Origin of the sequence: Pseudactinotalea suaedae (assembly GCF_009733815.1) — a bacterium.
GTDB classification, from domain to species: domain Bacteria; phylum Actinomycetota; class Actinomycetes; order Actinomycetales; family Beutenbergiaceae; genus Pseudactinotalea; species Pseudactinotalea suaedae.
The window spans coordinates 159,157-178,245 of record NZ_WNXY01000009.1; the positions used below are offsets into that span (position 1 = coordinate 159,157).

Consider the following 19,089-nt stretch of genomic DNA (forward strand, 5'->3'; position numbering starts at 1 on the left):
CGCAGACGACCAAGCCCGCCCGACTGTGACCGACACCACCCGGCCGACGGAGGCCTGAGCGGCGACGACCCGCCTTGGTGAAGCCGCGGCGGGTGTGGAAGGGTCGCTCGGGTGAGCGCGGACGGTCCTGCATGAGGGTGGACGTGCTGCTGCGCGGCGGCACCGTCGTCGACGGCACCGGTGCGGTGCCCGCGCCGGGCGACGTCGCGATCCTCGACGGCGAGATCACCGCCGTCGGGCACCTCGACGGCGTCGAGGCGCGCGAGATCGTGGACGCCGCCGGCCGCATCGTGATGCCGGGCTTCGTCGACGCCCACTCCCACACCGACGTCCACGTGGTCGACCCAGCGGTCCAGCACGCGCTGCTGCGGCAGGGTGTCACCACCGTGATCACCGGCCAGGACGGCCTCTCGCACGCCGGTGCCGGGCCCGACGGCGGCACGTGGGGCTCGCGATACTTCGCCGGTATCAACGGGGTCGCCGAGGCGGTACCGACGCTCGCCGAGTACCGCGAGCAGCTCGCCGGAGCGTTGCGCGTCAACACCGCCCATCTGCTCCCCCACGGCGCGATGCGCTACCAGCGCGCGGGGCTGCGGGAACGGCTGGACGCCGAGGAGCTCACCGCCCTCCGTGGTGACGTCGAGGCCGGGCTCGCCGACGGCGCGGTGGGCCTGTCCACCGGACTCCACTACATCCCCGGCGTGCTCGCGGACACCGCCGAGCTCACCGCGCTCGCGCGGCCGGTGGCCGCGGCCGGCCGGCCGTACGTGACCCACATGCGCGGCTACGAGGCGGAGTCACCGGTCGGCATGGCGGAGGTCGTCGCGATCGCGCGGGGCAGCGGCGCCGCCGTGCACGTCTCCCACCTGCACGGGCCTGCCGCCGTGGTGCTGACCGAGATCGCCGCCGCCGAGACCGCCGGCGTGGACCTGACCTTCGACTCCTACCCCTATCTGTCCGGGTTCAGTCTGCTGACCGTTCCGCTGCTGCCCTGGCACCTGCTGCGGCTACCACCGGAGCTGCTCGCGGAGCGGCTCTCCGCGCCCCACGCCCTGGCGGGCATGCCGGCCGGCTGGGGCGACGCCGTCGAGCTCGAGCTGGACCGCATCAGGCTGGCCGGGGTGCCGAGCCGGCCCGAGCTGGAGGGCTTGACGCTGCGGGCGGCCGCCGTCGCGCTCGGGCGCAGCGGACCGGCCGCGGTGCTCGACCTGATCGCCTCCACGGTCGGCGCGGTCACGGCCGTGTTCCAGCAGCCCGCCACCAGCACCGAGAGCGACGTGCGTGCGCTGCTGCGGCACCCGGCGCACATGGGCGGGTCCGACGGCATCGTCGTGGGTGGCCACCCGCACCCGCGCGCATGGGGAACCTTCGCGCGCTACCTGTCCCGTCACGTCCGGGAGCTCGGCGACTGGGACTGGGCGCAGGCGGCGGTCCACCTCGCGGCCGCACCTGGCCAGCGGTTCGGGCTCGGCGGCCGAGGCCGCGTGGCGACCGGTGCGCCCGCCGACCTGCTGCTGGTGGACCCCGCCCGCATCGAGGATGTCGCCACCTACGACGACCCGCGCCGGCTGTCGGTGGGGATCGACGACGTCTGGGTGGCCGGCACCCGGGTGCTGCGTGGCGGCGCGCTGACCGAGGACCGCCCCGGTCGTGCGCTGACCTGGCAGGACTGAGCGGCCAGACTGACCCGTACGACCGACCGATGACCCCGACCGAGAGGTGAGCACCATGCCGAACACCCAGATCAGCCCCGACCTGCCTGCACCCGCCGGCCCCTACTCGCACGTCGCCGCCGCGCACGGGCTGGTGTGGACCGCGGGCTTCGGCCCCCAGGACCCGGCCACCGGCGCGGTCCCCGAGGGCGTCGAGGCCCAGACGGCGGCGACGCTCGACAACGTGGAGCGAGCCCTCGCCGTCGTCGGCCTCGACCTGAGCGACGTGGTCAAGGTGACCGTGCACCTCGAGCACCTCAAGCGCGACTTCGCCGCCTTCAACGGCGTCTACGCCACGCGGTTCGGCGACCACCGCCCGGTGCGGACGACGGTGGGCTCCGACCTCATGGACATCCTCGTCGAGATCGACGTCGTCGCCGCCGAGCGGGCATGACCACCTGGACGATCGGCTGGGAGCACAAGGGCTTCCCGTCGGCGGCCCACGGCCGGGAGCCGCACGGGCTCGCCGGGCTGGGGCTGCGGGTCCCCGACGACGTCAGCACCCCGTTCGCGGTGCTGCGTGAGGCCGAGCTGCGGCACAACCTCGACGCCATGTCGGCGTGGTGCCGCGAGCGTGACGTCGAGCTGGCACCGCACGTGAAGACGACGATGTCGCCCGAGCTCATGCGGATGCAGCTCGAGGCGGGCGCGTGGGCCACGACCGCGGCCACCGCCTGGCAGGCGCGCGTGCAGATCGAGCACGGCGCCCGCCGGGTGCTGATCGCGAACGAGTCTCTCGACAGGCCGGGTTTGCGCTGGCTGGCCGAGCGGATGCGCGCGGACGCCGACCTGGAGGTGCTGCTGCTCGTCGACTCCCGTGCCGGGCTCGAGACGCTGCGCGACGTCGTCACCGGTGTCGACGGCGCCCCGCCGGTCGGCGTGCTCGTGGACCTGGGCCACCCCGGTGGGCGGGCTGGTGTGCGCAGCCACACCGACGCCGTGCGGCTGGCCGAGCAGGTCGCCGCCACCGACGGCACGGTGCTCGCCGGCGTCGCGGGGTACGAGGGCGTGATCGCGGGCGACCGCACCCTCGAGGGCGTGGCCGCCGTCCGCGGGTACCTGCGCAGGCTGCACGATCTCGCCGTGGCGGTGCAGCCCCTGGTGCAGCGTCCCGAGGGCGGCATCGCGAGCGCGGGCGGCAGCCTGTTCTACGACCTGGTCGCCGACGAGCTGGCGGGGATCGCGGGGATGCGCACCGTGATCCGGCCCGGCTGCTACCTGGTGCACGACCACGGCGTCTACGCCCGCAACACCGACGACGCCGACCCCTCGCGCCCGCGGCTGCTCGCGGCCATGGAGGTCTGGGCGAGGGTGATCTCGGCGCCCGAGCCCGGGCTCGCGCTCGCCGACGCCGGTCGCCGCGACGTCTCGAGCGACGCCGGCATGCCGACCGTGCTCGCGGTCGTCCGCGACGGTCGGCGCCAGCCGCCCGACCCGGGCGTCGCCGTCACCGGGTTCAACGACCAGCACACCTACTTGTCGCTGCCGCTCGACGGCTCGGCGACCGGGGGGCTCGTCCCGCAGATCGGCGACGCGCTCGTGCTGGGCATCTCGCACCCGTGCACCACCATCGACAAGTGGCGCGCGATCGCCCTGACCGACGAGCACGGCACGGTCACCGGCGCCGTCCGCACGGCCTTCTGAGGAGCTGAGTCCGACATGAGCCAGTCCCCGGACCGGGTGGTCCTCATCACCGGAGCGGCCGGCGGCATCGGGCAGGCCCTGTCCCGCCGCTTCCGCGAGCCTGGCACCGCGCTGGTGCTCGTCGACCGTGACGGTGACCGCCTCACGGCGCTCGCGGAGCGTCTCGGCGACGGGGCGCCCGTGTTGGCCGAGGTGCTCGACATCACCGACGAGAACGCGGTCGAGGACCTGGTGGGGCGCGTCGAGGACCGTTGGGACGCCGTCGGCGTGCTGGTCAACAACGCCGCGTACGCCTACGACGAGGACCTGATCGGGACCACGCCCGAGCGCTGGGACGAGCAGGTGGCGATCGGGCTCCGAGCCCCGTACCTGTGCAGCCGCGCGGTGCTCCCGGGCATGCGGCGAGCCGGCGCCGGCGTCATTCTCACGATGGCGTCGGTCAACGCGCACCAGTACCTGGGCAACGAGGCCTACAGCGCCGCCAAGGCGGGCGTCGAGTCGCTCACGCGCAGCATCGCGGTCCGGTACGGGCCCGACGGCGTCCGGTCCGTCGCGCTCGGGATCGGGACCGTGCTCACCCCGGGCGCCTGGGACGCGCGCATCGAGCGCGACCCCGACATCGTCGAGCGACTGACGCGCTGGTACCCGACCGGGCGACTCGGCTCGCCCGAGGACGTCGCCGAGCTCAGCCACTTCCTCGCGTCCGACCGTGCCTCGTGGATCACCGGCACCACGATCATGATCGACGGCGGTCTGACGGCCGGGAACCCTCGGCTCGCCGAGGACGTGGTCGGCGAGGTCTGACCGGGACGAGACGTCACTCGCGCGGCCGCAGCCTCACGGTCGGCAGCGGCGGCGCGGGCAGCGGTCGCGGCTGGCCCGGTGGGAAGGTCCCGAACAGGTCGGGCGCGCCCGCGTCCCTCGGGTCGGCCGGCTCGAACCCCAGCTCGGCCTGGTAGCGGCGGCGGAACTCGGCGATCTCGTCGTGGTCGCGCCCCACGAAGTTCCACCACATCACGATCTGCTCGCCCAGCGGGACTCCTCCCAGCAGGATCACGCGGACGGGCGCGGTGCTCGCTGCGATGATCAGCGTCCCGGACCCCGGTGGCACGTAGGCGAGCGACCGGTGCTCGACCACGGCCGCGTTCACCAGGACCTGGTCGCTCTCGGCGAGCACCGCGTGCTCGAAGTCGGCTCGCACGTCCAGCTGCACCGAGGCGCCCGGCTCCAGCACCAGCTCCGCTCCGAGCAGGTCGGGTGTGCGGGTGTCGACCGGGGATGACGAGCCGAGGAGCTCGCCGATGAAGACGCGTGCGACCACCCCGGGGAGCCTCACCTGCTCCGGGACGTGGTGCACGAACGCGTTGTCGCCGAAGCGGGTCGCCTCCGGCAGCGCGTACCAGAGCTGCACGCCGTGCAGGGTGCTGCTCTGGGGGTTGCTCAGCTCCTGGTGGGTGATGCCTCGACCCGCGATCATGAGGTTGAGCTCTCCCGGCACGACCGAGGCCGCGTTGCCACCGGAGTCGAGGTGCTCGACGCGCCCGCTGAACAGCCAGGACACCGTGGCGAGACCGGTGTGCGGGTGCCGCGGGACCTGCATCCCACCGGTGGCCGCGACGTCGTCGGGACCGTAGTGGTCCAGGAAGCACCACGCGCCCACCAGCGACCTCGCCCGCTGCGGCAGCGTGCGGTGCACCGTCATGTCGCGCGGGCCACCGAGAGGGACTAGACGCGGCTCGAGGTGCTGCACGGCCGTGCACGGCTGCCCGGGCTCCAGCACTTCCAGGTCCGGCCGCCGGTCGAGGTTCGTCACCGGAGCAGTCTCCCCTCGATGTCCCGCGGCCGCACCGGATGTCCGCTCAGGATCGAGAGCCGGTTGAACGCGTTGATCGCGACCGCGACCCACTCGGCCGCCACGAAGGCCTCCTCACCGAGCACCGATCGTGCCGCCGACAGATCGGCAGCGGACCCCTCGCTGAGCGGGAGCACGGTGGCCGCCTCGGCGACCGCGAGCACCGCTCGCTCGCGCTGGTCGAACAGCGTGGTCTCCCGCCAGGCCGGCAGCATGTCGAGCTGCTGCTGCCGGACCCCGATCCGTCGCGCCTCACGACCGTGCAGGTCCAGGCAGAAGGCGCAGCCGTTGAGCTGCGACGCACGCACCTTGATGAGCTCGGACTCCTGCACCGACAGCCCTCGTTGCGTGGCGGCCGCCCGGAGCTCCGTGGAGACCGTGAGCAGCGCCTGCCAGACCTCCGGCATGACCTTGTCCATGAACGGACGCCGCTCGCGACCGCCCTTTGCAGGCACGCTTCGGGGCGCGGGCCCGGGGTCACGCACGAGCGTCGACGAGGAATCCATGGCTCCATGAAAGACCGTGTTCCCAGCACACGGTCAAGCTCTGCCGCAGGTCGCGTCGACCATCGCGCCACGAGGCTTGACCCTGTTCCGGGAACAGGCCGTTGACTCGGTGCCGGCGGGACGTGGCCGACCAGGTGATGCCCGCCGGACAGACCACCGAGGGCAGGAGCGAGGCGTGACGATCATGCAGGGACGCTCGGACGGCGGACCACGGACCATGCCTGCACGTCGAGGCTCTCGACGGCTCGTCCGGCCGCTGGTCCAGGGGGTCCTGCTGCTGCTGACGACCACCGCCGCGCTCACGCTCGTCTGGCTCAACCGGGGCCCGTGGTGGGGGTGGGCGCTGGTCCTGGTGCTGCTCGCGGGTCTCGCTGTGGGCGTGCACAGGCTGCAGGGGCGGCGGGCGTTGCTGCGGGCCGGGGCGTGGCTGCTGGGCACGGCCCTGGTCTGCACGACGGCCGTGGTCGCCTATCCGCCCGCAGGCACGCGACCGGCGGGCGGCAGCGATCCCGCGCCCACGGGCCAGGTCGCCACGCAGGAGGGTCCCGTGCGGGGTGTTCTCAACGACGCCCGCACCGTGGAGATCTTCGCGGGCATCCCGTACGCCGAGCCGCCGGTCGGAGACCTGCGGTGGCGCGCACCCGAGCCGCTCGAGGCGCGCGAGGGGGTGTTCGTCGCCGACCGGTTCTCGGCGGTGCCGGTCCAGGCGAGGTCCACCTTCGCCAGCCGGGCTCTCTCCCGGCTCGTGGCCGTGCCCCTCGAGGAGACGTTGCTCAACCCCTACCAGGTGAGCGAGGACAGTCTCACGCTCAACATCTGGCGGAGCACGGCCCCGCACTCCGACGCTCTTCCTGTGCTCGTGTACATCCCCGGTGGGGGCTTCGCCACGGGGTCGGGCGCGCTGCCCCTGTACGACGGCGAGGCGCTCGCCTCTCGGGGCGACGTCGTCACGGTCACCCTCAACTACCGGCTCGGTGTGCTCGGGTTCCTCACCCATCCCGAGCTGGCGGAGGAGTCCGACCATGCGGCGTCGGGGAACTACGGGATCCTCGATCAGATCGCCGCGCTGAGGTGGGTACGGGACAACATCGCGTCCTTCGGCGGCGACCCCGACCGGGTGACGATCGCGGGCGAGTCAGCGGGCGGTGAGAGCGTCTGCATCCTGGGTGCGACGCCGCTCGCCGCCGGTCTGCTCGACGGCATCATCGCGGGCAGCGGCGCGTGCATGGGCACGACCGGTGACACCGAGGACGGTGACCAGTTCGACACCCGCGAGGCGGCGGAGGACGCCGGCCGCCGGCTGAGCGAGGAGCTCGGGGGCGCCACGATCGAGGAGATGCGTGTCATGCCCGTCGAACGCATCCTCGAGGCCTCGGGCGGGCTCGCCTCGCACTGGCGGCCTGCCATCGACGGCCACGTCCTGCCCACCCTGCCCGCGGAGATCTACGCCGCCGGGGACCAGCACGACGTGCCGATCCTCGTCGGCAGCAACGCCGACGAGGCCTCGCTCGCGCTCGCGCTCCCCCCGGACCTGGATGTCGAGGAGTACCGGTCGTCGGCTCAGGAGACCTACGGAGAGCTGGCCGACCGGTTCCTGGAGCTCTATCCCGGCGATACGGCGGACCAGGCACTGACGTCCTCGCTGCAGGCCCAGACGGACAGGGTCATGACCCGCGCGATGTTCCGGTGGGCACACCTGCAGACACAGTCCGGAGACGCCGACGCCTACCTGTACTTCTTCTCGCACACCCCGCCCGAGGCCGGGCTCGAGATGTACGGCGCCTACCACGGCGCCGAGGTCGCCTACGCCTACGACAACCTCGGGGCCGACAGCGACGCGGCCTACACCGAGGCCGACTACCGCCTGCGTGACCAGATGAGCGGGTACTGGGTGGCGTTCGCGGTCACCGGAGACCCGAACGGATCGGGCCTGCCGCTCTGGCCGACCATCGAGAGCGCACCCGACCAGGTCATGGAGTTCCTCGCTACCGGCGGCGAGACGAGACCGCGCCCGCGTGCCGACGCCATCGACTTCTGGATGGCCTACGAAGGCCCGATCCCGTGACCGTTTACGGTCGTACCGGCCTGCGCGCCTCCGATGTCGTCAGCGGCGGCGCGCACGCTCGTGCACGACAACCAGAATAGGGAAGGAAGCACATGCTGGGATGGTCGACGGCGCCTGGCGCGTCAGGCGGACTGAGCCTTCGCGAGCTCCCCGAGCCCGCCCCGCTCCCCCACGAGGCGTTGGTGCGCGTCGAGGCGTTCGCCCCCAACCCTGGGGACCTCGAAGGCTTGGCGGCTTCTCCCGCCGGCGCGGTGCCCGGGTGGGACGGAAGTGGTGTCGTGCTGGCCCCGGCCGCCGACGGTCACGGGCCGGAGGCGGGCGAACGCGTCCTGTTCCTCGGGCTCGCCGGCGGCTGGGCGCAGCGTCGTGCGGTACCGCACACGATGACCGCCACGGCCCCCGCCGATGCCCCGTGGGAACGGCTCGCGGTGCTGCCGGTTCCCGCAACCAGCGCCCTGCGGGCGTTGCGGCGCCTCGGCTCGGTCCTCGGGCGGCGCGTGCTGGTCGTGGGTGCGACCAGCGCGGTCGGCAGCATGGCCGTGCAGCTCGCCGCCCGATCGGGCGCACGTGTCATCGCGATCGCACGGGACCACGCGCAGCACGAGGCTCTGCGTCAGCTCGGTGCGAGCGAGGTCCACACCACGCTGGCCACCGTGACGTCGCGCGTGCACGGCGCGATCGACATGATCGGTGGCGAGCACCTCGTGGACGCCTACGCGCTGCTCCAGCCGGGAGGAACGGTCATCGCGCTCGGACATGCCGCCGGTGCGGACGAGATCTTCCGGTACGGAGCCTTCGTCGCCGACCCCACGACGGCGGATCGCTCCATCACGAGCTTCTTCCTGGGGTCGGAGCCCGACCTGGACTCCGAGATGGGCTACCTGGCCGCGCTCCCCGACCTGGAGGTCGGCGAGATCGAGGTTCGGCCCTGGACCGAGCTCGCGACCTGGATCGACGCCGGGGCTCCGCGTCGATCAGGTCGGGTCGTCTTCCGCGTGGACCAGAGCGCTTCGCCACCGCTCTGACGGCCGGGCGACGGGTTACCTGAGTCGTCGCTCACCACGCTCGTTCAGCAGCGGTGATCTCGCCGCCCGCGATCGAGGTGCGCAGCTCGGCGTGATCAGTGAGGGTCTGCTGGGCGTAGGCGCGGCCGGACCGGAGGATGCCGTCAGCGAAGGCGTGGCCCTTGCCGATGTAGGCGGCGATCGCCTGGGGGTCACCGCTGCGCGCATGCGACTTCGCCAGTGCGTGACCGCACGCCGCCGCGAACTGGGGCAGGTACCCGGAGACCTGCTTGCCGTTCGCGATGACCTTCATGTCGCGGAACTGCCGGACGTAGTAGTCGAAGCCGTCGACGCGCATGTGGCCGAGGAAGATGTCGCTCGCTGTCTGCATCAGGCGTTGCCCGACCACCACGCGTTCCCCGTGGTGCGAGAACTCGCTGGGACCGAGGAACTCCTCGTACACCGATGCGGTCGCCTGCTTCACCTGCGAGAACAGCGGCTGGTGCCCGCTGTCACCCTCGAGGAGGTGCAGCCACACCCGCATGCCGACGCTCCCGACGCCGACGATCTGCCGGACCGAGTCGATGCGGGTGAACCTGTCGACGAGTCGACGCAGATGGGCCGGGATGGAGGCGAGATACGTGTCGAAGACCTGCTCGTAGGCCCGGACCTTCTGCTCGTCGCTCACACCCTCGTCGACCCGCTTCATCGGGTCCAAGGTGATCCGGCGTCGCCCGTTCTCCTCGCTGACGAGCTGCCGCGCCGCACCGTGATGGGTCCGCTTCCTCGACTGCTTCTCGATCGCGCGAGCGGTGGCTTCGGCGAACTCCGAGCTCAGCCCCCGCAGGGGCACGTCGGCGGTGATCTGGTCGTACCAGACGTCCAGCTCCCCCATGCGGGCGTACCGGCGCATCGCGCTGCGATAGCCCTCGAGCACGGCGCTCGCGGCATCCTCGGCGCACGCGGCGCCGAGTCGCTCCGCGTCGGCCAGCACGTTGACGCTCGTCACCAACCGCTTCAGGTCCCACTCGAAGGGCCCCGGGAGGGTCTCGTCGAAGTCTCTCGCGTCGAAGAGCAGGCGCCGCTCGGGCGAGGCCCAGAACCCGAAGTTGAGGACGTGCGCGTCGCCGCACATCTGCACGGTCAGACCCGAGTGCGGCGCGGAAGCGAGGTCGGCGGCCATGACGGCGGCCGCGCCCCGCAGGTAGGCCCATGACGAGGACGCCATGCGCGCGTATCTCAGCGGCAACAGCTGGGGGTCGCGAACGGCCTCCTGCGCGCGCAGGCGGTCGACGGCTCGCGCGCTCCGGGTGCGGGGGTCCCACGCCGAACCGCGCCGCGGCGCCCGACGACGAGCATCTCGACCTGCCTGGGCGTCCGCGCTGACGTTCTCCGACGCGCGCACTCGTGGCAGCCGTTCGGTGCTCATGCGTTCCTCGCGGAGGTGGACGCGCCCCGGTGCTCGGCCGCGCCGTGACGCGACCCGACGACCTGCTCGAGCTCGTCGACGACGGTGAGCCGACCGCCGTCGCCGGGGTCGGGCTCCGGGATGATCGCCTCCGGGTCCACGAGGTAGACCTCGTGACCGTCGAGCGTCAGCCGACGCGCGACCTCGAGGAGCATGCGTCGCGCCACGTCGTCGATCGAGTGGACCAGCGAGACGTCGAGCACCACCCGGGGCTCCACGGGGGCGGTCTCGAGCACCTCGCGAACGACCCGCTCGGCGCCGGCGAAGCGGATCCCACCCTGCAGCCGCAGCACCCAGGTCGCGTCATCGCCGACGCCGCGGACCTTGGCGCACCGCACGACCGCACGCGTCGTGGGCGGGACCTCCATCACGTGCAGTCCCATGTCGGAGGTGAACCGCTCGAACAGGGACACGCCGCGCACGCTGTTCCCGTGCACGTCCAGCCGAGGCGAGAAGGTCGCGATGCCCAGCTGGCCGGGCAGCGCTCCGATCAACCCGCCGGCCACCCCGCTCTTCGCCGGTATCCCGACGTGGGTGGCCCAGTCGCCCGCCGCGTCGTACATCCCGCAGGTGGCCATGACGCTCAGCACCTGACGCACCACGGCGTGGTCGACGACCTGCTCGTTCGTGAGCGGATTCACGCCGCGATTGGCCAGCGTGGCCGCCATCATCGCCAGGTCCCGCGCGGTCACGAGCACCGAGCACTGCCGCGTGTAGCCATCGACGACGTCCACGGGGTCTTCCGTGATGATGCCGTGGCTGCGGAGCATGTGCGCGATCGCGAGGTTGCGGTGCGCGTGCGTCATCTCCGAGGCGTGCACCACCTCGTCGACCCTGAGACGACGACCCGCGAACGCCGACAGCCCCGCGAGCACGCGTTCCACCCGCTCGGCGGCATCCAGGTGCTCCGGGCCGGCCAGCGCGTGGGTGGTGATCGCCCCGGCGTTGATCATGGGGTTGAGCGGTCGCCCGGTCCCGCGCTCGAGCGAGATCTGGTTGAACGCCTCGCCCGACGGCTCGACGCCCACTTTCGCGAGCACCGGGTCGACACCGCGATCCGCGAGGGCCAGGGCGTACGTGAACGGTTTCGAGATCGACTGGATCGTGAGCTCGACATCGACATCCCCGGAGCCGTAGACCTCGCCGTCGACCGTCGCGAAGACCGCGGCCAGCCGGTGGGGATCCGCCGCGGCGAGCTCGGGGATGTAGCCCGCCGTCTCACCGGAGACGTCCGCGCGGACGTCGGCGAGCACCTCGTCCAGGTAGTCCGGGATCACTGACCGCACGAGCTGTCCTCCGCCGGTGAGGTCAGGAACGGTGTCGGGTGAGGCGGCCGACCAGGACGATGTCCTCGCGCGTGGACGTCCGGAACACACCCCCTGCGGCGACGAACTCGGCGCCGTGCCGCTCGAGGTGACGGGCGAACAACGGGCACAGCGGCACGACCACCTGTCCTAGCCGGATGCTGTCCGCGAGCGCCTCCTCCACCAGCAGCTTCGCCAACCCCCGGCCACCGAAGGCCGACTGCACCTCGGTGTGGAAGAAGATCCGCTCGCCCTCGGCCCCCGGCGGGTCGACGTACTCGGCCCGGCCGACCGGAGCTCCGCCGTCGACGGCGACCGTGTAGGCGCCGACCGGGTCGGCGGCCTCGACGGCCACCGTCACACTCGCGCCGCGGTTGTCGGTCAGCGCGTCAGCCAGGCGGCTGGCGTCGTCATCGATCATGAGATGCACTCCAGGTGCTCGTGCGTCGCCTCGATCCGGTGACGCTGTCGGATATCGCTTCGCGTCAGTGGACACCGTGTTCTCGGCACACGGTCAAGCCGGGCCCCCTGAGGTGGCGCGCACGGCGCCGTCCGGCGTGACCGCGTCGATGGTCAGCAGACGAAGCCGGTCGGCGTCGACGTTCGCGCCGAAGGCGGGCGTCCCGGGCTCGAGCCGACGGCCCGCGGCGAGACCGCCGATCACGACCGGCTCGAGCCCCAGCACCTCGATCAGCTCCGAGACGACTGCGACATCCGCGGGCTCGTCACCGGCGACGGCGATCGCCTTGCGTCCCCGGCCGCCGTCGGGGCGCGCCACGTCCTCGAGATCGTGATAGCCCATGTGGTTGAACGCCTTCACCACGCGCGCCCCCTCCAGGTGCTGCTGCACGAGCTCGCTCGAGGAGACCTCGGGAGGGACGAGCCTCTCGCGTGGGCCGTCGACCTCCCACCAGTGGTTCATCGCATCCACCACGATCTTTCCCCGCAGCTGCGGAGCCGGCAGCTCGCGGTACCGGCTGAGCGGCAGCGCGAGGATGACCACGTCCGCTGCCTCGGCGGCCTCGGCGGGCCGCACCGCGGTCGCGCCCGGCGTGAGCACCTCGGTGGTCAGGGCGATCCGGGCGGGATCACCCGAGCCCGAGACCAGCACGCGGTAGCCGGCCGCGACCGCCATCCGCGCCAGGACGGTGCCGAGCTTGCCCGCGCCCAGGATCCCGATCGTCGTCATCGGCCGACCGCCGCCAGGGTGGGCTGCTCGGCGAGCAGCTCCCGGACCCGAGGGATGACCTGCGTGCCGTAGAGCTCGATCGAGCGCAGCCGCGCCGTGGCGGAGACCGCCCCGGCGGCCGAGTAGATCATGTCGAACCGGCCTGCCCCCAGCGTCCGGATCGCGTGGGCGATCTTCGCCGCGACGGTCGAGACCGATCCCACGTACAGCGAACCGTGCTCCACCTCGGCCTCGAACTCCTCCGGGCGGAGCGGCGGCCAGCCGCGCTGCGCCCCGATCCGGTCACGGATCACCTTGTAGCCGGGGTAGAACGTCGCCCGAGCCTCGTCGTCGGTGGCGGCGATGAATCCGGGTGAGTGCATGCCGACCGGTTGCGCCGTCGTGCCGAGCTGCTCGCTCGCGCGCCGGTACAGCTCGACGTACGGTGCGAACCGGTCGGGTGCACCGCCGATGATGGCGAGCATGAGCCCGAATCCGTAGCGGGCGGTACGGATCACCGACTGCGGCGACCCGCCGACGCCCACCCAGGTGCGCAGCCGCCCCGAGTCGGTCTTCGGGTACACGTCCGTCTCGTGCAGGGCGGCGCGGGTGGTGCCCTCCCAGGTGACCGGACCCTCCTCGAGCAACCGGTGGAAGAGGTCGATCTTCTCCTCGAACAGCACGTCGTAGTCCTTCAGGTCGTAACCGAACAGCGGGAAAGACTCGGTGAACGAGCCTCGTCCGAGGATCACCTCGGCGCGTCCGTCCGAGAGCGCGTCGACGGTGGCGAAGCGTTGGAACACGCGCACCGGGTCGTCCGAGGACAGCACGGTCACGCCCGAGGCGAGCCGGATGCGCTCGGTCGCGGTCGCGATGCCGGCCAGCACCGTCTCCGGGGTGGAGATCGCGAACTCCGGCCGGTGGTGCTCGCCGAGCGCGATCACGTCGACGCCGATCTGGTCGGCCAGCACCGCCTCGGTCACGGTCGCGCGGATCGCCTGCGCGTGCGAGACGATCTCACCTCGATCGTCACGGGGCAGGTCGCCGAAGCTGTCGATACCGAACTCGATCTGGGAAACATCCATGTCGTGCGGCTCCTCTCGAGCCAGGCTGGGGTCGGCGACGACAGCGGTTCGGCAGGTGCCGTCACCGCTGTCGTGCCGTGGAAGGTGTGTGCTCCCCTGCGAACCACGGGAGCGGGGTCGGTCGGGCCGGTCAGCGGTGGTCGGTGCGCCCAGCCATCGCGACGTCGATCAGCACCTCGGCCGCGGCCCGCGCGGACAGCGCCGCATCGGGAGCCCCGGAGATCGCCGCGGAGGTCTGCGCGCCCTCGGCGAGGATGGCCAGCTGCGGGCCGAGCGAGGTCGGTGCTCCGATCTCGCCGACGAGGGCGTCCACGTACCGCTGGAAGGACGCCTTGTGGTCGCGCACCGCCTCCGCGACCCGAGTGCTGTCGGCACCGAGCTCGGCGAACGCGTTGATGAAGCCGCAGCCGCGGAAGTCGTCCTCGTCGAACCAGTCGGCGAGATAGTCGTAGACGGCGAGGAGACGCTCGCGCGGCTCCGCGATCCCGGCCATGGCGCTCTCCAGGCCCGACGTCCAGAGCTGGTGTCGGTGCTCCAGCACCGCGATCACGAGATCCTCCTTGGAGGGGAACTCCCGGTAGATCGCCTTGAGCGAGGCACCCGCCGCGTCGCGCACCGCGTCCATCCCGACCCGGCCGATCCCGTGGCCGTAGAACAGCCGGTCGGCTGCCTCCACGACCCGGGTGCGCACGTCCTTGTCGGTCATCGCCTCACCGTACCCGCGGCTGCGCAACCGGTCAGGACCGGACGAAGCGGAGCAGCGCCTCGTTCACCTCGGCGGCGTGCGTCCAGAGCAGGCCGTGCGGTGCGCCGTCGATCTCGACGTACTCCGCCGCCGGCACCAGCTCGCGGAAGCGCCGCGCCGTGGCGTCGATCGGCAGGATGCTGTCCGCCGTGCCGTGCAGGATCAGCGTGGGCAGGCCGGCCTCGCGGACCGCGTCGACGTCCGGGCGGAAGTCCTCGATCCATGACGGGACGACCGCGTAGGCGGCGACCGGAGCGCTCCCGACGGCGGTGATCCAGCTGGCGCGCACGACCTCCTCGCTGATGCGCTCGCCGAGGGTCTCGTCGAGGTTGTAGAAGTCCTGGTAGAACTGCGTGAACCAGGCGTAGCGATCGGCGCGCGCGGCGTCGGCGATACCGTCGAACACCTCCTGCGGGACGCCCTGGGGGTTGTCGTCGCGCTGCACGAGGAACGGCTCGAGCGAGGCGAGGAACGCCAGCTTGGCCACGCGGTCCGAGCCGTAGGAGCGCACGTAGCGCGCCAGCTCGCCGGTGCCCATCGAGAACCCGACCAGGATCACGTCGCGCAGGTCGAGGGTCTCGAGCAGCGCGCTCAGATCGGCTGCGAACGTGTCGTAGTCGTATCCGACCCCGACCTTCGAGGAGCGGCCGAAGCCGCGGCGGTCGTAGGTGATCACCCGATAGCCGGCAGCGATCAGCTCGCGCGACTGCAGCTCCCAGCTGTTGCCGTCGAGCGGGTAGCCGTGGACGAGCACGACCGGCTGACCGGCGCCGTGGTCGTCGTAGTAGAGCTCGACGGGGGTGGAGTTCTCCTCGCCGACGGTGATGTGGCCCATGATCGTTCCCATCTGCGGCCAGCGCTGAGAACGAAGGTCCTCCGACGTCGCTGCCCTACGTAGAGAACGAACGTTCTCCGCGCGGAGATATTCCGCAGGAGGAGCTCGAGCTCACCAGCCCGGGTCGGCCGGCCCGTCGCCGAGGTCAGGGATGTCGAGGCGGACCCCGCCCTGCTTGGCGGACTCGTAGGCGATCACGCCGGGAAGCGTGAAGCGCGCAGCCTTCCAGGCGTTGACCGGGGGCTGGGTGCCTGTGGTGACGGCGCGGACGAAGTCGTCGGCGAGGAAGTGGTGCGCGCCCTCGTGACCGTTGTGGGCGCCGTCGAACTCCTTCGGCAGCCGCGACTTGTCGTGGACCTTGGCCAGCCCGGAGGAGAAGCTCTGCATCAGGGCCGGGTCGACGTCGCCGAACTCCTCGGGCAGCTGTCCCGCCTTGGTGTAGAAGAGGTCGCTGATGTCGAGGGTCGCACCCTTGGCGTAGTCCTCTCCCTCGGTCTTGACGCTCAGCGTGGCGCCCTCGCCGGTCTGCTCCATGACGGCCTCGGTGCCGTAGAAGCGGAAGCGCGACTCGTGACCCTTCCAGTACCCCACGCGACGGAACTCGTTGGTGCGCATCGCTCCGCCGTCGGCCAGCTGGAAGAGGGCGCTCATGTTCGAGAACGTGTTGCCCCACGCCGAGACCTCGGCGTCGAAGACGCCGTCACCCCGGTCGTCCTCGATGCCGATGCAGCTCACGCTCGTGGCGTAGGTGGGCAGGGCGCCCAGCACGCCGCCGATCGCGTGCGTGGGGTAGAGCATCGGGGGGTAGCTGGCGGTGGACTTCCAGCTCTCGCCGCCGCTGTAGCGGTAGGCGGCGTAGAAGCCGTTGTCCATGTCGTGCACGTAGTCGCCCTCGGAGTAGAAGACGCGGCCGAGCTCGCCGGCGGCCACCTTCTTCCGCGCCCACACCACGGCCGGGTTGTAGTAGCTGGTCTCGCCCATCATGTAGATGAGCCCGGTCTCCTCGACCGTGCGGACGATCTCGGTGATCTCCTCGGCGGTCATCGCCATCGGCACCGACGAGTAGACGTTCTTGCCGGCCTTGAGGGCCTTCAGCACCATCTCGCCGTGGGTCCAGCGCTGGGTCATGACGGCGACGGAGTCGACGTCGGAGGCCAACAGCTCCTCGGCCGTGGCGAACGAGCCCGCCAGCCCGTACTTCTCCACGTGCTCAGCGGCCCGCTCCGGCACGAGGTCGCAGACGTACACCGCCTCGACGTCGGGGTGGAGCTGCCACAAGGAGATGAAGCTGCGCGCGAACTGACCTGTTCCGATGACACCGATCTTCATGACGGAAACCCTACTAGATCTCCGTGGTTACTCGTGTCACCTCGTGGCGAGCATCCGCAGCTGCGCCGGATCACCAGCGTGGTCGCGAGCTCGGCGAACCCTGGTTCCGCGTTGAGCATCCGGTCGACCGCCAGGCCCACCATCGCCTCGAGCGGCTGCGCCACGGTGGTCAGCGGCGGCCAGCAGTACGCGGCCTCCTGCGAGCCGTCGAAGGAGACGATGGCGATGTCGTCCGGCACCCGCACGCCGGCCTCGTGGAGCGCCAGCAGCACGCCGATCGACTGCTCGTCGGAGCTGATGAACACCGCGGTCGGCCGGTCGCGCATCTCCGCGAGCGCCCGCCCCGCGCGGTAGCCCTGCTCGCGGCTGAAGTCGGTCGGCAGCAGCGGGCCGGGCGGGCAGCCGGCCTCGGCGAGCACGTCCTCCCACGCGCGGCGGCGCCGTCCCTCGAACGCCGGTCCCACGAACCCGATCCGCCGGTGCCCGTGCCCCACGAGGTGCTCGACCGCCAGCCGCCCGCCCTGGTAACGGTCGGAGTCGACGCTCGCGACGCCGTCGAGCCTGGTGGTCAGGGTGCCGACCGGGATGCCGGATGCCCGCAACGGGGCCAGGTCGTCCGGCTCCACGCGCACGGCGAGCAGCACGCCGTCCACCTGCCGTGCGGCGAGCTGCTGCACCGCGACGGCGACACCCTGGCGAGCGCTGGTGACCACGAGGGCGAGCCCGCGCGCCGCCGCCGCCAGCTCGGCACGGTCGGTGATCTCGGCGAAGAACCGGTTGAGCACCCCCGGGACCACCAGGCCGAGCTGCGCCGTGCTGCCGAGCTTGAGCGCCCGCGCGGCCTGGTTGGGCTGGTAGCCGAGGGTCGCCGCCGCGTCGAGCACCCGCGCCCGGGTGGCGTCCGAGACCTTCGTGGACGCGTCGTTGAGCGCGTAGCTCACGGCTGCCGTGCTGACACCGGCCAGGCGTGCCACGTCCGCGCGGGTGACGCGGCGTCGCGCACCGCCCGGCGGAACAGGTTCCATGCCGGTCATCCTGTCAGCGCTGGAGCTAGCACGCCCATCGCCGTCGCCGAGCTGACCTCCGTGACGGGGTGGACGGCCGAGATCACGCACTCCCCCGCAGGTACCTCCCGAAGTGCGGCACGGTGAACGCGATCTTGCCGCGCTCGCCGGAGTAGATCAGGCCCTTCTTGAGCAGCGCGTCGCGCGCGGGCGAGAGCGACTGCGGGGTCCGGTCGAGCAGCTTGGCGACGGCGGCGGTCGGCACCGCTTCCACGTCACCGTCTCCGTCGCCCTCGGCGGCGACGTCGGCCATCGCGCGGAGGTACTCCCGCTCGGCCGGGGTCGCGCGCTCGTAGCGGGAGCCGAAGAACCCGACCGCCAGCTCGGCCTCGGCCTCGGGAGCGCCGACACGGACGTCGTCGGCGCTGATCGGCGAGCGCGGGGCGACGTCCCACGCCACCTTGCCGTACGCCTGCACGAAGTAGGGATAGCCGGCGGTGAGCTCGTAGAGGGCCGCGAGCGCGTCGTCGTCGAACCCCGCCCCTTCCTCCGAGGCCGGCACGCTGAGCGCGAGGTCGGCGGCAGCCCGGTCGAGCCGGTCGATACGGGTGTAGCGGAACAGCCGCTCGCTGTAGGACTTCGACGCCGAGAGCACCGCCGGCAGGTGCGGCAGCCCGGCACCGACGACGATCAGCGGCAGCCCCGACTGCGAGATCTCGTGGCAGGCGGCGCAGAGCGCCGAGATGTCCTCGGGCTCCAGGTCCTGCATCTCGTCGATGAAGATCGCGACGCCGGAGCCAGCGTCCGCGGCCAGCCCGCCGACGTCGGTGAGCAGCTCGACGAGGTCGATCTCGATGTCGCCCGAGTCGGCACGCCCGGTCGTGGCGGGGACGTCGATGCCCGGGTTCCACCGGTCGCGCAGGTTCGCCTTCGGAGGTGCGGCTCGCAGGGCGAACGCCTTGATGGTGCCCAGGACCGCGTCGGAGTCTCCCGGACGGCCGAGCTCACGGACCGCGGTGTGCAGCGCGGCCGACAGCGGGCGCCGCAACGACTGGTCGGGGCGCGCCTCCAGCTTGCCGGTCCCCCACCGCGCCCGCACGGCCGCGGACCGCAGCGCGTTGAGCAGCACGGTCTTGCCGACACCGCGCAGCCCCGTCAGCACGATCGAGCGCTCGGGTCTTCCCCGGGCGACGCGCTCGAGCACGACGTCGAAGGCGTCCAGCTCGGCGTCGCGGCCGGCGAGCTCGGGCGGGCGCTGCCCCGCGCCGGGGGCGTACGGGTTCCTGATCGGGTCCACGATCGGACCGTATCGGACTCTCTAGCGGAAACGGCAGACTCGCCCGACGGTGGGGCCGCCGTGTCGCCTCG

The 19,089-nt window shown here is 72.1% G+C and carries 18 protein-coding genes; 6 read left to right on the forward strand and 12 right to left on the reverse strand.

Features of this window, described 5'->3' with window-relative positions; all coding sequences use genetic code 11:
* Positions 1–131 precede the first annotated feature (131 nt).
* Genes GPA04_RS15570 through GPA04_RS15585 form a run of 4 tightly spaced genes read left to right on the forward strand, consistent with a single transcriptional unit; the run spans position 132 to position 4,160 of the window.
* A complete protein-coding gene (locus GPA04_RS15570) occupies positions 132–1,673 on the forward strand; it encodes an N-acyl-D-amino-acid deacylase family protein (protein WP_156225113.1) in 1,542 nt (513 codons plus the stop codon).
* A gap of 55 nt (positions 1,674–1,728) precedes the next feature.
* Positions 1,729–2,106 carry a RidA family protein gene (locus tag GPA04_RS15575; RefSeq protein ID WP_156225114.1) on the forward strand — a complete coding sequence of 126 codons (378 nt, stop codon included), beginning with the start codon at positions 1,729–1,731 and terminating at the stop codon, positions 2,104–2,106.
* Positions 2,103–3,356 (forward strand): type III PLP-dependent enzyme domain-containing protein, encoded by a 1,254-nt coding sequence (locus tag GPA04_RS15580; RefSeq protein WP_156225115.1) that lies wholly within the window; start codon positions 2,103–2,105, stop codon positions 3,354–3,356. The genes GPA04_RS15575 and GPA04_RS15580 overlap by 4 nt, the downstream gene beginning before the upstream one ends.
* A 15-nt stretch (positions 3,357–3,371) precedes the next feature.
* Complete coding sequence (locus tag GPA04_RS15585) at positions 3,372–4,160, forward strand: SDR family NAD(P)-dependent oxidoreductase (RefSeq protein ID WP_156225116.1); 789 nt, start codon at positions 3,372–3,374, stop codon at positions 4,158–4,160.
* Between the two features lie 13 nt (positions 4,161–4,173).
* Here the strand turns inward: GPA04_RS15585 and GPA04_RS15590 are convergent, their stop codons facing one another.
* Together GPA04_RS15590 and GPA04_RS15595 are read right to left on the reverse strand one after the other, a co-directional pair.
* Positions 4,174–5,169 carry a pirin family protein gene (locus tag GPA04_RS15590; protein WP_156225117.1) on the reverse strand — a complete coding sequence of 332 codons (996 nt, stop codon included), beginning with the start codon at positions 5,167–5,169 and terminating at the stop codon, positions 4,174–4,176.
* Positions 5,166–5,627, reverse strand: coding sequence for a carboxymuconolactone decarboxylase family protein (locus GPA04_RS15595; RefSeq protein WP_156225118.1), 462 nt, complete (start codon positions 5,625–5,627; stop codon positions 5,166–5,168). The genes GPA04_RS15590 and GPA04_RS15595 overlap by 4 nt, the downstream gene beginning before the upstream one ends.
* Before the next feature lie 304 nt (positions 5,628–5,931).
* Here GPA04_RS15595 and GPA04_RS15600 point away from each other — a divergent pair, with 304 nt between their 5' ends.
* Positions 5,932–7,779 carry a carboxylesterase/lipase family protein gene (locus GPA04_RS15600; RefSeq protein WP_156225119.1) on the forward strand — a complete coding sequence of 616 codons (1,848 nt, stop codon included), beginning with the start codon at positions 5,932–5,934 and terminating at the stop codon, positions 7,777–7,779.
* A 92-nt stretch (positions 7,780–7,871) separates the two neighbouring features.
* The gene (locus GPA04_RS15605) at positions 7,872–8,804 is read left to right on the forward strand and encodes a zinc-binding dehydrogenase (RefSeq protein ID WP_156225120.1); all 933 of its coding nucleotides are present in this window, start codon (positions 7,872–7,874) and stop codon (positions 8,802–8,804) included.
* 31 nt (positions 8,805–8,835) lie between these two features.
* Here the strand turns inward: GPA04_RS15605 and GPA04_RS15610 are convergent, their stop codons facing one another.
* From GPA04_RS15610 to GPA04_RS15655, 10 genes are all read right to left on the reverse strand, one after another.
* Entirely contained in the window at positions 8,836–10,212 is a 1,377-nt protein-coding gene (locus GPA04_RS15610; RefSeq protein WP_156225121.1) for a DUF2252 domain-containing protein, read from the reverse strand.
* Positions 10,209–11,537 carry a glutaminase gene (locus tag GPA04_RS15615; RefSeq protein WP_156225122.1) on the reverse strand — a complete coding sequence of 443 codons (1,329 nt, stop codon included), beginning with the start codon at positions 11,535–11,537 and terminating at the stop codon, positions 10,209–10,211. Before GPA04_RS15615 ends, GPA04_RS15610 begins: the two co-directional genes overlap by 4 nt.
* A gap of 22 nt (positions 11,538–11,559) precedes the next feature.
* Positions 11,560–11,976: a GNAT family N-acetyltransferase gene (locus tag GPA04_RS15620; protein WP_241680840.1), complete on the reverse strand. Its 417-nt coding sequence runs from the start codon at positions 11,974–11,976 to the stop codon at positions 11,560–11,562.
* A 93-nt stretch (positions 11,977–12,069) separates the two neighbouring features.
* Complete coding sequence (locus tag GPA04_RS15625) at positions 12,070–12,744, reverse strand: NADPH-dependent F420 reductase (RefSeq protein WP_156225123.1); 675 nt, start codon at positions 12,742–12,744, stop codon at positions 12,070–12,072.
* Positions 12,741–13,808: an LLM class flavin-dependent oxidoreductase gene (locus GPA04_RS15630; protein WP_156225124.1), complete on the reverse strand. Its 1,068-nt coding sequence runs from the start codon at positions 13,806–13,808 to the stop codon at positions 12,741–12,743. The genes GPA04_RS15625 and GPA04_RS15630 overlap by 4 nt, the downstream gene beginning before the upstream one ends.
* A gap of 130 nt (positions 13,809–13,938) precedes the next feature.
* On the reverse strand, positions 13,939–14,514 hold the full coding sequence (locus GPA04_RS15635; protein ID WP_156225125.1) for a TetR/AcrR family transcriptional regulator: 576 nt from the start codon (positions 14,512–14,514) through the stop codon (positions 13,939–13,941).
* 31 nt (positions 14,515–14,545) lie between these two features.
* A complete protein-coding gene (locus tag GPA04_RS15640) occupies positions 14,546–15,388 on the reverse strand; it encodes an alpha/beta fold hydrolase (protein WP_156225126.1) in 843 nt (280 codons plus the stop codon).
* 111 nt (positions 15,389–15,499) lie between these two features.
* Positions 15,500–16,717 carry a Gfo/Idh/MocA family protein gene (locus tag GPA04_RS15645; protein ID WP_156225127.1) on the reverse strand — a complete coding sequence of 406 codons (1,218 nt, stop codon included), beginning with the start codon at positions 16,715–16,717 and terminating at the stop codon, positions 15,500–15,502.
* On the reverse strand, positions 16,714–17,742 hold the full coding sequence (locus GPA04_RS15650; RefSeq protein WP_241680841.1) for a LacI family DNA-binding transcriptional regulator: 1,029 nt from the start codon (positions 17,740–17,742) through the stop codon (positions 16,714–16,716). Before GPA04_RS15650 ends, GPA04_RS15645 begins: the two co-directional genes overlap by 4 nt.
* Positions 17,743–17,824: 82 nt before the next feature.
* Complete coding sequence (locus GPA04_RS15655) at positions 17,825–19,018, reverse strand: ATP-binding protein (RefSeq protein ID WP_156225129.1); 1,194 nt, start codon at positions 19,016–19,018, stop codon at positions 17,825–17,827.
* Positions 19,019–19,089: the final 71 nt, after the last annotated feature.